Below are 14,734 nucleotides of genomic sequence, written 5' to 3'. Positions count from 1 at the left end.
CAATTACTAATCTCCATTCACTAATGGCTTATAGTAGTTATGAGGTTTATCTGGAAACAACTCTTAAAATGAAAAACCTTCTGCTAAAGACAAAATAAAATCCCCCTCTATGTTCGAGGGGGATTCAATCTGTTGATCAATTAATAATTAGGTGCATCTTGAACAGAGTGAAGTATAGAGTGATGATCGAACATTGGATAAGTATGAAGTACCTCCATTTGTTGTTAATCTTAGAGTAGAATAATGTCACTACTGTAGAGACAGCAAAGATTAGTCCAGCAATAAAGCAACTAGCCAAAAAACCATTGCCAGAATAATGACCAGACTTCACGATCATTAGAGTAATGAAACTAAAAATAGCATTAAACACAAACGCAAGTTCTAACCACAACCATGATTTTCTCCGATCCTCTACGCTGCCCATAGAACCTTTTTTCAAGTCAACCACCTTTTGCATCTCTGATCATCCCTTCAGTTTATTATTTTCAATCCCTTCATTAACCTCCTAGATCTAAACCCTCATGCAGTAATATGGAAGTGCGTATGGGCAATGAAGTGAACCTAAATGATGAATTGGGTAGCTATTCGGCATTCGGGTTCTACTTACTATAAAATTGATCAGCTATCCACTCCTGAAATTCATGAACTCTCAGACTGGAATTCATTTTATCCATGAAAAGAAATGACTAAATGAAAATATATAAGTGCTTCATACTCCGAAGGGTGAGATACTTGAAGATACGGCAATTAATGTGTGTTAGTGAGTATACTCGGTTGCATTCCATTGAAACATACTCGCCAGAAACAAACATAATGCAAGAATGTCGCTTCATTGTGATTTGCGTGGAAATCATCTACTCTTTAATGAACCTATATTCTTGGTACAAGGCAGAAGAACGGTTATAAAATGTACACCAAAGAATAAAAACTCCGAAATTATGCTAAGTCTACTTACTAGAAGCTAAACCTTGACCTGTGTTGCTCATGATAAGTATCTTTTACCTCTCCGCCGCTGAGTATCGCTTGGAAAAAATCAACTGGATTATTAAACAAGGTGGTCGTTACTTTACAGGATCTTGTTTTTGCAACTGGTGGAAACTGTTTTATTAATTGAACAAAAGCAAGCTCCCATTTATCCGGCTTTACAACCGCTATTAGCAACCGATCGAAGGGATTGCCACTCTGGAGACAGTATCTTGCTATTGAGGTAATTGATCGTAGCTTGTCTCCTGAAGTGCTATCAAAAGACAAATTAATCGCATATACCCCGATGCCTCCGAGGAAATGCTCTCCTGAAAAGAATTTGAATTCGCGTGAACAATCGCAAGTTCCTGGGGAACGGTACGAAGTGTCGAAATATAAGCAGTTTACAGCCGATACCGCGTTGACTATCTTGCAATCCCCATAAGCGAATTGATCGACCGTTGACTTCCTCTCCACTATTTCTGCAAAGCTCTCATCAATATATGGACGAAAGGCTGTTATTGAAACAGAATATGCAAGCCTTACCCAGTTCTCATCTCGATATGGAGCTGCCGCTAACTCACTCATTTCATCATATTTCATTTGTTCAAGGTTGGTTTTGAGGAAATGAACAGAAGTATCAGCAGGTAATTTGTATAGCGGAATAGCCTTTAAATACATGTGCTTACCCCTCCTTGGAAGCCAACTCAAGCCCTGAACCGGCATCATGGAATATGTGTTGTCTCCGTACCTCATCGAGTGCTTTCTCGACTTGATACTTGTTACTTATGGGTTCACCATTGTCCGTCGTACTGAATTCTCCATTAAATAACTTCAAGATAGCTTGGCGTTCAATGGCTACTATCTCACGGCTATGATGCCCATTCTCAAAATACGACTGAAGAACCTTATCATCGCCTGCTTCCTCAATCAATTTCTTAGAATTATCCGAAATCAGATAGAGAATATGTGCCAATTTCTCCTGATCACACTCCTCAATCGTGTTTTTCATTCCATGTTCTGTTAGAACATTTAAAAAACGAATCTCAGAACTGCATTCCTCTAGGGAACTGAACATTCGATACTTGGGTTCGGGCAAATACTTTGCCGCTTCCGGCAAGAAAAACCCCTTTGCTGATTCGTTTAATATCCCTGACCTGAATACTCTTAACGCCTCCGATACCTTATCTTGAAGTATCATGTCGATGGTCTCTTTACCGACAAGTGACTCTAACTGCCGCGAAACCCGTGATACCATAACATCAATCGAATTACGAGATGTCCCGAAGTGGGTCGCTGTTTCCTGATAATCATATTTGGATCGAAGGAAGAAGGAGAATTTCTCCTTTACCCTCGGACTTTTAATGTAATTCATCTGCTTTACAAAGTTCACGATCCCCATCAGAGCATCCAATTTACTTTGTTGGATTTGCGTTGTATCTGAGAAGGGGTCGCTCTCTGGCAGTTTATTTTTAACTGTAATAATTGCATTCTCCAGCTTTTTTGGGAAGATCACATAAACACGCCCTTTCTCTCCTTGGCATTTTGTATAAATTGATTCATTATTGCTACTAGCTGCTCTGCGGATGTAGCGGAAACTATTGAAGCAATAGTCTGATCACCCACCAAAACTCTGAGTTTGTTATCAAAGTAAATGATCTTGGATCGTAATGAGTCAGTCGTTATGCCGTACTTCGCTGCCTGTTTTGAAGAATTTCTGCCTGTGCTTTTGTTTATCCACATCTCGTACCTTAGTTTTGACTTCTCACTTAGATTGCTGAGTTCTCCTAATGATAAAATAATAGTTTGAATGGTCTTATACTTCTGAAACTCTAACTCCCTGTCTGCATCATTGAACTCCTTCGACTTTAGATTTTTCTCGATTGTCGAAACAGCTTCAGTTATCTGCCACCACAACATTTTCTTTGGCTGATCCATTCGATCAAATCCTTTCTTCATGTAATACTTTCGACTGGTATTCGGCTAAATCGGCGTGAAACGACATAATAAAAGCATCTTTCGTTAATTCCATACCGACTTACTTAAATTAGCCGCATATCGGGCTGACGTAAGTCCTCTGATTTTCTTTTGAAATGAAAAACCCTAGAGCCAGAGAGGAAAATCAGGGCTAAACTGAAAGCACAATCTGAATTTAAGTCAGTTTTGAGAAAGTGAGCTTGTAAGTACTGTAATTTTGCTTCATTTTCAATTCCTGAATGCGATCCTATTTCGTGAGTAAACCGAAATTATCTCAAGATTATTTTTGTTGCTGCACATTGGTTCGGATTAAATCAAATTATGTCAGGAAAGAGTAGAGGGATATTAATTCAACTGACGAGAAATCAACAGTTTTCCGAAGGGTTGGGAGGAATATGGTTCTAGAAGGTCATGATTCAACTCTGGATTATATTTTTATTTCGACCTATCTAATAAACGGATCAGATAGAGACACACTAAAGCCTCGATTAAGAACATAATTTAGGGAACGAGTAGTCTAAACAAATCTTAGAACTGGTATTTGATGTGACAGCATAATAAAAAGACCCAGCTCTTCATATGCGTTTCTGACTCAGTTTTTGAACTGCTCATATCTTTTATAAAATTGTGTTCGGCTGGGTATATCGGCTCGACACTATATAAGGCTTCTGTTCGTTCCTTCTGAATCCACTTCGCCTTGTATAAAATTTCTGTTCGCTGTTCTAATTCCACTTCGCTTATTTATTCAATTTCTGTTCGGTTGGATAACCAAACTTCACTGTTTATGAAAAGTGGATTCGCTCTTCTAAATTAACTCAGTTATTTTCTCAGGAATTCACTTCAAATATCCCGTTCTTAAGCTACTCTTAAAAATCAAAGTTTTAATTAGAACCACGATAAAACCTTCGCGGCGGTGCATGTTAGTCCAGAATTTCCGATAAAGTTCGGTCAATACCCCTGAGAGGATAAAAATAGCGAGATCTCTGGATACGAGTCTCGCTACACTATAGACCATTTTCTTAACATTTAACTACTTCTCCTAATCATTCGTATATCTTAACCACACTGCTCATCTTCCGATTCGCCTAAACACCATTCAGCAAATACAACTTCTCCGTTACGAACTACTAACATTGGACGTTCTCTTAGATATTTTTCGTAATGTGTTTTATTATACGATCTAGTTCCGATCTCTAAGTTATCCAGTCGGCAGTTAGTTGGGTCACCATCAATATGATTAATATCAAATATCCGACCTTTTTGCCCCAGTGCATTGATTGCCATTTCCGATCCGAAACACATTAGAATGACCAATTGATGTATTCTGGGAATAAAATGTCCCCTCTTCCTAGTACCAAGTTTTATGCATTTGTATTTGTTGTTCCCTCCTGCTTTAGAATAGCCATTCAATAAAAAGCTTCTGTCAGTGGGATAAAAAACCCCATCTTTATAAACAACAAGAGATTTCTCTTTCTTAGCAAGTATCAATTTATTTTCCTCATATGTTGCTGAGTAGAGTCGATTGTTGAACCAATATGCTTCCCCGCTCTCCGGATGTACAAGAATTGTATAGTTTTCATATGTTGTCTGGGCAACTCCTGGAAAAACTTCAATTGCTCGGTTATATGCATATACCATCTTTTTCTGGCTCGGTTCCCACGAATGTCTAATTTTGATTTTCCTGCCGAGACATAAACCAGTTGATTTATAAGTTATGCTTCCATTCTCCATGTTAGTTATGATCACTTTTAACCCCTCCTCAACTATGAGTTAATCACATCAAGACAATCCAACAGCATCAGCTGCCTTTTTATTTGTAATGATATACCCTACTAAATCCCTCAGACTGTGTTCTTCCAAATAGATGATGACTTTCTGAATCATGCTTGGGTTGGTAAACGACTTGAAACACTCTTTATCTTGCGATACAAGCGGCAGTCTGCTAAAATCGTTGAATTCTTCAATCAATCTTCCAAGATAATCAATATCTTTTGATCTTCCTGTTCTTAAAGCAATTTCTATAACCAATCGCAACCACTTCTTCTTATGGTTATAGATCTCGATTTCCACCAAATCAAACACAGCCTTTATTACTTCATAATCTGTATCCAGTGATTCGAGCCATCTATCGTTATCGGAAAAGTCCTTTACTTTAAAAACTGCTTCCGATACCCCGCCTTTACGACCGGCTTCAATTTCATCAACCGTCAGAATCGGAACCTCCTTGCTGCTAATAGCCATTTTTGTATTTTTCTCAACCACATATCCAAATGCGCCTACTTTTATGGGTTGATCCAAATACCCATCAACCGTTTTAACAAAACCTTCGCTTATCCCTAAACTTTCAAAGCGACTGTAATGGGCAACAGGCTTCTTCTTAGATACTACCGATGCTCCAGCATCCCCAATCTGCTCTTCTGTCGGATTCACACTAAAAGTTATCACCTCCAACTCTCTCCTTTCCAAATTAAACCCTTAGTTCAAAAACTTTTATCAGCTCACGAAATTTATCATAGTTGACGGATAATTTCTTGGCTGCTTCTAAGCCGTTAAATTCCTTATTTCGATATCCCGTATAGACTTCAAGGAAATTTGAAGGATAAGGTTGAACAGGTCTTCCTTGGCGACTTTGTCGTTCCCGCTGTATTTTCTCTTTTTCCTTTATAAACGTTTCTACAAATGAGAGCATCTCGAAACCTTCATCCGAAAGTACACCAGAACTGACTGAGTTCAAAGGTGCTATCTCAGCACCAATATCACGCAAAGTCACCATTAATGAACGTAATTCCGCTACGGTATCTGCCAGTTCACTCAACTTCCGAACAATAACTTTGTCGCCATCCATTAGGTTATCGAACATTACTCCAAGCGAATTACCTAGAGTAACGCCGTATTCGTCAGCCAAATCAATAAATACCTTATCTGCTTGGGCTTGCTGCTCGAACTCTTCGATCTCCTGTTTTCTTTGACAACGGATATAGGCAAGACGTGCCATATTTTTACCCCTCTCTTATACATTAACCATGTACTTAGTTCCTTTTCTTAAATTGAAGTTGATACCTTGAATGACTACATACCATTCATGGTCTAGTTCAAGCCGACATGGAACTTGATCACCACAAATGTAAAGCTCAAAACCTTCACCGCAATGCATCCAGCATTTTTTATCATTGAGAATCACATACCACCGATCTGCATCAGCATCATATTGCATAGGAACTTTGTCTGCCATGAAGTTCACTCCTCTCGTTTCATCGTGTTCTTTTACAGGCTTCACGTTAACTGTTGCAAATTACAAGATTAAAAGCACGGCTAAGATCCCAATTACTGCCGCTTCAATGATTAGTGCATATCCGGCAATGTTTCGATGAGTAATCGGCACTTCTCTATTAAAACCAATCTTCACAAGTTCCAAATTCAGAAGTACAAATGGCAGAAACAAAACAACCCCCAAAACCATCAAAACTGTAAACATCTTCATCATCCTCCCTGATTCCTCTTTTTATTTACTTAAATTTACTTTTTAGTAAATTTAATACTTTTAATTTGTTGTGAGTATAGCGTAGATTTAACGGGTAATCAAGTCATTTTTACCGATTTTTCAAAGAGTTTTTTACCGCCCAAAAGCCCGAAAACCCTTGGTACGACTGGAAAAACGAGAACCCCTACAGAGCGGCAGGGCGACAACCGAGCAGGACGCGCTGAATGCCCCTGTAAGCGACCGAAAGGGCAAAACTAAGGGTAACAGACCTGCCAAGGGAGAGGGCGGCTATAAGAGCCGATTTTGACCGCCGAGCAAAATCCGCCGCTGAAGGGAGCATAGCGACCGCTATTGGAATAGACTTACATTCGAAGAAAATTAGGAGTTACGGAAAAACGGGATCATAGAATATCGATCCGATGTTGATTAACTCGTAATTTCATCGACTCCTTCAACCGAACATGGAATGCCCTCGAAATCTCCTCTTCGCCGATCTTACTGACAGCTTTCGACACGACTTGCAAGAAACCCGCGCCAAATAAGGGGTGAAGTGTGTTTTAACATATATCTCGCGGTAGTTCGAAAAGTTCTCTGCTCAAGAAAGTGTGTTTATAGAAGGGGTTTGCGACAACATGCTGTCAATTACAGTTCTCGTAATTGCAAGAATTCGACCAATTTGTTCCTTTAGGCATAAAGAAAAACACTCTCAGTGCAGATTGCCTGGTCGAGAGTGTTTTTCTAATCGTTACTGTATAAGACTGTCGTTATTGCCGTTCTCGAGGATTATTAAGCCAAATCAAAATAAATCAACAGAATCAGCATATTTCGAGTTCAACAGGTTGGAGGGATGGAGGAAGTTCAATCCTTCTACTCGGCATTATGTGTCCAGTCAAGAACCCAATCTGGAATCTTGACGTTACTCCAAATATACTCGGCAATCATCTTACCTTTCCCTGAACTCGGGACGTGAACCGTTCCAACGAAATACCTGTAAAACCCATTCTGCTCAAGTCGCCTATAAGCATCATTTTTATAGCCACTTACAATAATCTTGTTCTTACATTCAGGTGACGTTATGTTGTCGATCATTAATTCATGATCCTCTTTAGTAAACGGATGGACATAACCGTTTGTAGCTTTTGTTTTCTTTCGATTACCTCTCTTCCCCTCAACAGCTTCCGTAGTCAGATACGGGGGATCTAACCACACAAGAAGGTCTTCCCGATGCTTATACTTATGGAACTGTTCTTTATAATCTCCACAGTAAATCTGAACATCGCCAATGATTTCATCGAAACCTACCAACTTGTCCAGACTAGAAAGAATTAGTTTGGTTCCTACGTTTGCTTTGCAGAAATCCTGTCTATTTGTTGCCCTGCTATGCATGGTAACGATATACGTCAAAGCGCCTGAGATAATTTCATCGGTTTGCTCATCCAGCCTTATTTCACAAGCAGTTGTAAAGCGCTCCTCAGTATCAACATAATCCGCCAGCTTCCAAATTGAATCGATTAGTTGATCAGTCTTATACGGGTCTTGCAAACATTTGAAAAAGGCGACAACCCCTCGATCGATCTCATTAGCCAGTTTGAACTTAATTTGGTCACAATCAAGGTGGAGGAAAAGCCGATTACCACCCATGAAATAATCGACTGCTCCTGTCAAACCATACTCTTCAATGCAATAATGGAAAATCTCAACCATTCGATCAATGATCTGCGATTTTCCGCCAAGGGTCGGGAACGGATCTGGTCTATTTGCCATTACGCTAGTTCCCCCTTGAATAAAGATGGGTCAATACGAATCATGAAGAATTTCACTTCAACCCCTTTTGACAAGGTGCGTTCAAATGTGAATGCCTCCGACTTCTTTTTCTTTTTGCCTGAATTCGGAATCAGAACCCCAAGAGAATGTAGACCATCAAGAATTTGATTGTATTCATTGTCATTCCGAATACTGAACAGACTCCTAAAGTCTTCACGCAAAAACGCAATTGTCAGAACCCCTTCTTTATCGACAGGGTACTCTACATCAAGGATTGCTCCTTCATGTTCCTCAGAGTTAAACAAATTGCTGATCTTTGAAGGGAACTTCTCCTGGTTTTCCTGAAAGTGCCGATAAACAAGTCGATAGTGCTGCAGGGCATTCAATGACCCTAAATCAAATGGAACATACACATCGATACAGTCCATCAATTTTTGTTTCTTCTCCATGATCATTCCGTCAGCAACATCAACAAAGTGTTTAACGTAGCTACGCTTGATGAGTGCAATTGAACCAAGGCTCTTAATAACCAGATCCGTCTGCTTGATATCCCGCAAGTCTTCGAGTAGATAATAGAACTTCTGACCGTCCAGCTTACAAGTGACTTCCACCACGTTCTTTTCACGACCGGATGCTGACTGCCATCCATAAAACACATCGACGCCCCATATAGCATCGGCTTCCTTAGCTGCACTTCCTTTGAACTCAGCAATCTTTTCATCGTTCCCCTGAACCTCATATGAAACCATTAAATCTTTCTCATTCATACCGCTTACCTCCAAGTGATTGAATTTTAATCACTTAGAAGCTGTTGACTCTTGAATCATGTGTTGAAGTTCAATTATGCAAGCCCCTTGTCATCTCAACTCCATACAATTGCCTGTAAATCATAGATGTGCGAATTTAATTCAAAGGTTGGAGGGATGGAGGGGAATCAACGGAACCCACTCTTGCTTGAACGATTTAGTGATGATCTGCTGCAGGAACCCCACGAAAGTCGAACTAAGATAACCTAGCGCTCATAAAATAATCGTCCATAAAAAGAAGGTGCCGATTTTCTCCACACCTTGCCATATAGTTAGAACAGGTTTTCGGATAGCTTCTTGTACTTCTCCACGATCAGGTAGACTTCCTGATGTGGGCTGTACATCTCGACATAGAGCCGGTCGAATACTTCCCTGATTTCGTAGATAGCCACTTCTACTGGCATGTTCCTTGATGAAAAGAACTCCTCGATTTCAACAAACATCTGCTCAATAAGCTCCAACACTGGCTGTTCAAAATCCCAAGGCTTTGGATCACTGAAGAACCCCTCTTCCTTCTTAACTGTGGGAACGACGGGAACCGCCCACTTGAATCTGGCATACAACGACAACTCGGATAATTTAGCCATTACATCACCTCATTTCAAGATTGGTAGAAAATAAATGTATCTACTATAACTTGAAATGAAGGTGAATTGAACCCCGAACAAAAAGAAGGTGCCGATTTCTCGACACCTCCCATAAAGGTAGAGCTTTATTGAACTGTACTGAACGTGTCCATTACGGATGTGTTGCCGACAACATAGTCAATCGACCTTTTACCGCCGAAGTCGCCCTTGGAACTGTCGAACACCATGCCGACATGACCAACTTTGTAGATCAGCTTCGTATGTCCAGTGAAGCCCTTGCTGAAAAATTGATTCTTGTCGCCAGATACCTCAAGCCCTAGAATCTCCATCGGTATTTTGTCGACATACATATGGCTCGGCAATTCGAAGGTTGTTGTATAGACACGAACGACCAAGGTAGTCGTATCTTCTGCATACCATCCAGAACCAACTTTCAAATCATTTGAACCCCTCACTGCATTACCGAGAGTCGCTACGGCTTGCTCAGTAAGCTTATCACCGCTGCCGCTCTCGAAGGAATTGAAGATGTTATCGTTACCGAGAATATGCATCCGAGTGAGAGCGTCCTTCAATTCTTGAGAAAGGCTGTCTAAGTTTCGATTGCCATCAACCCCAACCAATTTGCCGCCGCGCACTTCCAAAGTATGTTCCTTGATAGCCTTACTCGACTCAATGACTGTCAGCTTGGCAGATTGACCGCCATACTCCTTATTGTCGATCACCAGTTTGCCATCAGCATCGAAGGTTACTTGCCATTTACCAGTAGCCTCATCCTTGGTTGCATACTCGCTCAAGTAGGTTTCATTGATGGCATCCGTACTATAAGCCGAGGATGGATTCCAAGCGTTCTTAAGGGCAGAAGAACCGATGTCGATGGCAAAGGTCTTCAATTCCAATTCGCCCTTCACTTCGAAGTTCGTAGTGATCGCAGACCCCTTATAAATAACCTGCTTACCTCCAGCATTCAGATTCTTCGCTAAGGCTTTGGCATTTGCATCGGTCGCTGTACTTGCGCCGACTACCTCTGGTTTGACCTCAACATTAACGAATTGCGCTAGATTGTAGCTCACAGGGCGAATTTCCCTCAATTTGTCGCCCGCGGCGAAGGCTACACTTGTGTTTCCAGACGCATCATCATAGGCGTATAGAACCTCTGGGTTCACTTTTAAGGTTTCCTTACCTTGATTAGCTTGCCAGAACATACCGTTAGCTGAATCGGAAGCATCAGCTATCGCTATGGGAGCCGAACTATCTTTCGGAATGTAACGATTAAAGCGAATGCTCGTTTCATAGTCTGCCGTCAGATACGACGGGGTTGCCGATCCCGACCAAGTGTATGGAACAAAATAGCCGCCATACTGTGTCGAAACCCAATTGTATCTCGTCTCGCTGTATGTGTAGGAGGAATAAGGGCTTTTTACCCCATACTTAAAATCATGCGACTTCGTTACGACTTCCTTATTCTCTGCTACACCTGTACTTGCTGAAGCGATCCTTCCATCGAACAAACTGAAATTGTTCAACCATGAAGCCAGCTTGATGTTGGCTACCGAATTGTTATCTCGAACAGCTAACAGATCGCCAGCTAGATTGAACGATGCAGAAGGATTGTATACCGAGATGTTTTTGGTTGGTGTATCATTAAACAGTTTGGCTCGGCTTAATGCCCAAGGTGTACTGCTCAAGTCCGGATCGACTAAGCTAAACAATGTGTTTCCAGAAGGACTAAGTTTAGGGTTCGTGAACGTGCTGATCGGTAAAGACAAATTGAACTTCGCTTTGTTGATGCCTTTATCTGAGATGTTATCCCAATACTTCGAAAGTCTCCATTGAGGAACATCGTAGTTCGAAGCGATTGGCTCAATTGTGTCCTCTTTGGCTTTCACGTACAAAGTAAGTTGAGCATTGGAATAAGCATCCGAACCTTCATATTTGTTCTCGACAGTAGAAGAAGCTAACGAAGTCGTTCCGCCTAAATACTTATGCAGATCAAGTGGAAGCGGAGTGTCCCACCCAAGCTCAATTTCCCAAAGGTCTGATCCAGACGTTGGAATGGAAATTGTCCCCTCTTCTCCAGTTGCTCCTTTCGTAAGCTGACGCTTATTGATATTTTCTTTGTCCCTCATATCAATAAGTTCAAATTTAGCTCTTTCGTCTCGAAGAATGTCATAGGTCTTGCCATTATGCTCTACAGACATACCCCCTACGATGAATACATCACTTGCCGACTTCAAATCACCCAAATACTTCTGGCTTTCTTCTGACCAACCATTGACTGGAACCGTGAATGTTTCTTTTGTCGGGTTACCGTTTTTGTCAATTACAGTGACATTCAACTCAGCCGTGATTGCAGGCTTTTTCGCAGCTTCTCCGTCTCCGTAACCCCAAGGCTGATAACCCCAACCGCCAAATCCGTTGACTGAAGCGTCCGATGACATCGGGATTGCCGAACTTACTGGCTTCAACGTTCTGGCGTAGAAGTCTCGGGCATACGTTCTAAACGTATTCGGGAGGTTACCGTTCTCTTTGTATGGTGATTGGGAACCTTGCTCGGCAGATGTTGCTCCACCCTTCGAGACAGCTTCAAACTCTCGATTTGCAGTTAACCCCTGCAGAACGGAATCCGTCGGACGAGCTTTTTGTCTAGTCCAGAGATACCAATCTGTCGCATCATGCATCGAAATGAAGGCATAGTCACGATCATATGCACTGCGACTATCCTTGACCGAGATGCCGACAACTGTTTGGGCGAAGAAGATCAGTTCATTCTTGTTGAACTTGTCACGCATCATTTTTTCGAAAGTGATGTAGTCCTCGCCTTTCAAGATTCCTTTTGACTTGATCAAGTCCAGATACCCCGAGAACATCAGACTGCCAATGACCTGGGCGTCGAACTGCTCACCAGCATCCTGTTTACCGTGACGGAGAATGTAGGCTTCGATCATCCCTTTCAGGGAATCGCCAATCACCTTCACGTTACCTTCACCGGAAAGAGTACGGTTCGAATCGCTCGGAGCGATATTGTACAGCGTATCGGCAATGATTTGCTCGAAGTAGTTGATGTTGCTCGATTTGGCTATGGCTTTGTCGGCGTAATCCAAAGTACGCTTCATCAACTCGGCATGGCTCTGACCTTTAGGGCTATCTGGATAGAGTGGGTTGTTTCCGTAAAGAGTCGATACTCCAGTTCCTCGCTCAAAGGTGATTAAGCCTGAGCCAGCTTTACGGAATAAGTTGTCCGAAGTCTTGCTCGGAGCCATGTAGAACAACAGGTCTTCATAATTGAACTTGAACGGATCTTCGAGATCAGCCTTCTTCGAATCAGGATTCAGAACCCCTTTACCATCCGATTTGACCTTGTTCGGGATGAAACCAAACTGCAAAACGGCGATCCGCTCGGAGGTTTGGAACGTTCCTGCCGCAGTTGATGAATTAGCACCGCCCGATGCAGGTGGAGTACCTCCCACGTTTGCATCCGATGAAGCTGCATGAACCCCTGAAGGGGCAAAAAGCGGAGCTACCAACGCGACCGCCAGCATAATACTCAATGCCGAAATCTTAGGTGAGGAATTTTTACGTTTTCTGTTGTAGAGAACAAAACATCCTGCCGCTACACTCAATGACAAGATAAAACCAATTACTAAATAGATAATGTCATCCCCTGTATGGGGTGTGCTTGCCGAACCGCCGAAAACGACTCCTGCACCTAAAACGACTCTAGTGATCGGGGAGTTGGCGTCGATGGCGACTGTCTCTACTTTACCTGTATCGCTATCCTTAATCATAAACGATTCTCCCGGCGTTACCGCGAATGAGATTGGATTAGTGCCTTTGTATTGCTTGTCGGCAACCTTCTCAACGTTGATGACGGTGAAGTTGTAGGGCTTGCCGTCCTTACTGATTTCAAGGAAATGTTTCGGCTTAACGATGCCCCCGATGCCCCCTTTACCATCACTCAGGGTAACAAGGGCATCGGAATTGAGCTTGACCTCCGCATACTTGGATGTGATCGATGCCTTGTATTTGCCGTCTGCGATGCCTTCGATCTCCGTAGTGTCCAGATTCGCAGAGAAAGTACTGGATACCCCATTCGGATCGGAAAGAGCAATATCGAATTCTGACCATGCTTTACTCAGGTCTGTATTGGCATCGGTCGTGAAGTTTACCTTCATAGTGCCGCTGGTTACCTGATTTTCAAATATGATCGGGAAAGTCAGGACGCTCTTCTGCGTGTTGGCTATAACGGTAGAAGGAAGCTCGATTTCGGCTTTACCGTTAGATCCGTTCTTGGCGATCTTGCCTTCCGATGAAACGAGGAATTTCCAAGTTAGCTTGTTGCTGTCGAGCCAAACCATACCGCTGTCATTTGACTTGGCTGTTAGGGTTCCCTTGCCTTCCAATAGCTTGATATTGACTGGTAGCTGCTTCAAGGGTGTGCCTGATTCAGATTGGAGCTGCAGTCCAATCTTTTTTCCGTTGGTCTTGAGGGAAGCCTCGATGGGGCTGAGCTTCGTGGCGGTCAGGTCTTGGAGAACCTTCTCGTCATTTACCCCTTCATAATAAACGAATGGCTCAATGCCGAATTTGAAGTGGGTGTTTATCTTCACGCTGTAGCCATTGAAATTGATCTCTTCAACGATACCGTCAGCACTTCTTAGGATTAGAGCAAACTGATCGCCAAGTTTGTAGCCTGGGTGATTGAAGATTAGACTGTACTTGCCGTTACTGAAGTTCTGGCTGTTACCTACTGCACTACTTATCAATTTGTCTTCGGCTACATTCCATAGTTCCATGTTAAACTCGGGGATGTAGGAGCCTTGATCGGACTCGTAATAAACTACAACATGCAGACCGTCTGTTACTGTTCGGGCTGTGTTGTCGGAAGAGACTGTATTTGTAGTCTCTTCGGGTTGTGCGGTCTCATTGGGTTGAGTGGTCTGACTGGTTAAATCATTGGGTTCATCTTCGGTCGGGATGGCTTCATTGACTGAATCGCCCCCTTCGGGCTGTGTGCCTCCTTCTGCTTCTATTTCGCTCTGGACAACTTCGTTAGGCTCAACTTCACTCGCAAAGGCTGATGCTGCGAATAGCGAAAGAAGCAGGGCGAGGACTAACATGCTGGAAACTATCCTTCTCATCCTTCATTTCCTCCCTTT

Annotated in this window: 12 protein-coding genes; all 12 read right to left on the bottom strand. The window is 42.3% G+C overall.

Annotated features, from left to right (window positions below; all coding sequences use genetic code 11):
* Positions 1 to 954 precede the first annotated feature (954 nt).
* On the bottom strand, positions 955 to 1,644 hold the full coding sequence (locus ACSFXJ_RS06760; protein ID WP_435924429.1) for a hypothetical protein: 690 nt from the start codon (positions 1,642 to 1,644) through the stop codon (positions 955 to 957).
* Between the two features lie 4 nt (positions 1,645 to 1,648).
* Positions 1,649 to 2,479 carry a hypothetical protein gene (locus ACSFXJ_RS06755; protein WP_435924428.1) on the bottom strand — a complete coding sequence of 277 codons (831 nt, stop codon included), beginning with the start codon at positions 2,477 to 2,479 and terminating at the stop codon, positions 1,649 to 1,651.
* Positions 2,476 to 2,901, bottom strand: a complete 426-nt coding sequence (locus ACSFXJ_RS06750) for a hypothetical protein (RefSeq protein WP_120463233.1) — start codon at positions 2,899 to 2,901, stop codon at positions 2,476 to 2,478. Before ACSFXJ_RS06750 ends, ACSFXJ_RS06755 begins: the two co-directional genes overlap by 4 nt.
* A gap of 1,095 nt (positions 2,902 to 3,996) precedes the next feature.
* Positions 3,997 to 4,686: an HNH endonuclease gene (locus ACSFXJ_RS06745; RefSeq protein WP_120463234.1), complete on the bottom strand. Its 690-nt coding sequence runs from the start codon at positions 4,684 to 4,686 to the stop codon at positions 3,997 to 3,999.
* A 33-nt stretch (positions 4,687 to 4,719) separates the two neighbouring features.
* Positions 4,720 to 5,370, bottom strand: coding sequence for a hypothetical protein (locus ACSFXJ_RS06740; RefSeq protein WP_435924427.1), 651 nt, complete (start codon positions 5,368 to 5,370; stop codon positions 4,720 to 4,722).
* A 37-nt stretch (positions 5,371 to 5,407) separates the two neighbouring features.
* Positions 5,408 to 5,935: a hypothetical protein gene (locus ACSFXJ_RS06735; protein WP_435924426.1), complete on the bottom strand. Its 528-nt coding sequence runs from the start codon at positions 5,933 to 5,935 to the stop codon at positions 5,408 to 5,410.
* Positions 5,936 to 5,950: 15 nt separating this feature from the next.
* Positions 5,951 to 6,172 (bottom strand): DUF5348 domain-containing protein, encoded by a 222-nt coding sequence (locus ACSFXJ_RS06730; RefSeq protein WP_213468900.1) that lies wholly within the window; start codon positions 6,170 to 6,172, stop codon positions 5,951 to 5,953.
* 60 nt (positions 6,173 to 6,232) lie between these two features.
* Positions 6,233 to 6,415: a hypothetical protein gene (locus ACSFXJ_RS06725; RefSeq protein ID WP_213468899.1), complete on the bottom strand. Its 183-nt coding sequence runs from the start codon at positions 6,413 to 6,415 to the stop codon at positions 6,233 to 6,235.
* A gap of 873 nt (positions 6,416 to 7,288) precedes the next feature.
* Entirely contained in the window at positions 7,289 to 8,185 is an 897-nt protein-coding gene (locus ACSFXJ_RS06720) for a DNA adenine methylase (protein ID WP_435924425.1), read from the bottom strand.
* The gene (locus ACSFXJ_RS06715) at positions 8,185 to 8,952 is read right to left on the bottom strand and encodes a hypothetical protein (RefSeq protein ID WP_435924424.1); all 768 of its coding nucleotides are present in this window, start codon (positions 8,950 to 8,952) and stop codon (positions 8,185 to 8,187) included. Before ACSFXJ_RS06715 ends, ACSFXJ_RS06720 begins: the two co-directional genes overlap by 1 nt.
* Positions 8,953 to 9,263: 311 nt before the next feature.
* On the bottom strand, positions 9,264 to 9,578 hold the full coding sequence (locus ACSFXJ_RS06710) for a hypothetical protein (protein ID WP_435924422.1): 315 nt from the start codon (positions 9,576 to 9,578) through the stop codon (positions 9,264 to 9,266).
* Between the two features lie 125 nt (positions 9,579 to 9,703).
* Positions 9,704 to 14,716: a hypothetical protein gene (locus ACSFXJ_RS06705; RefSeq protein ID WP_435924421.1), complete on the bottom strand. Its 5,013-nt coding sequence runs from the start codon at positions 14,714 to 14,716 to the stop codon at positions 9,704 to 9,706.
* Between the last annotated feature and the right edge of the window lie 18 nt (positions 14,717 to 14,734).

Source organism: Paenibacillus salivarius (assembly GCF_051307165.1).
Lineage (GTDB): Bacteria > Bacillota > Bacilli > Paenibacillales > Paenibacillaceae > Fontibacillus.
Note: the sequence above shows the minus strand (reverse complement) of the source record. Positions and strands in the feature narration are given on the sequence as shown.

What these genes read in the sequence shown, in the direction of transcription:
- ACSFXJ_RS06720 (WP_435924425.1), bottom strand. Translation starts at nt 8,185, where the DNA reads ATGGCAAATAGACCAGATCCGTTCCCGACCCTTGGCGGAAAATCGCAG.
- ACSFXJ_RS06730 (WP_213468900.1), bottom strand. Translation starts at nt 6,172, where the DNA reads ATGGCAGACAAAGTTCCTATGCAATATGATGCTGATGCAGATCGGTGG.
- ACSFXJ_RS06750 (WP_120463233.1), bottom strand. Translation starts at nt 2,901, where the DNA reads ATGGATCAGCCAAAGAAAATGTTGTGGTGGCAGATAACTGAAGCTGTT.
- ACSFXJ_RS06725 (WP_213468899.1), bottom strand. Translation starts at nt 6,415, where the DNA reads ATGTTTACAGTTTTGATGGTTTTGGGGGTTGTTTTGTTTCTGCCATTT.
- ACSFXJ_RS06715 (WP_435924424.1), bottom strand. Translation starts at nt 8,952, where the DNA reads ATGAATGAGAAAGATTTAATGGTTTCATATGAGGTTCAGGGGAACGAT.
- ACSFXJ_RS06735 (WP_435924426.1), bottom strand. Translation starts at nt 5,935, where the DNA reads ATGGCACGTCTTGCCTATATCCGTTGTCAAAGAAAACAGGAGATCGAA.
- ACSFXJ_RS06710 (WP_435924422.1), bottom strand. Translation starts at nt 9,578, where the DNA reads ATGGCTAAATTATCCGAGTTGTCGTTGTATGCCAGATTCAAGTGGGCG.
- ACSFXJ_RS06705 (WP_435924421.1), bottom strand. Translation starts at nt 14,716, where the DNA reads ATGAGAAGGATAGTTTCCAGCATGTTAGTCCTCGCCCTGCTTCTTTCG.
- ACSFXJ_RS06760 (WP_435924429.1), bottom strand. Translation starts at nt 1,644, where the DNA reads ATGTATTTAAAGGCTATTCCGCTATACAAATTACCTGCTGATACTTCT.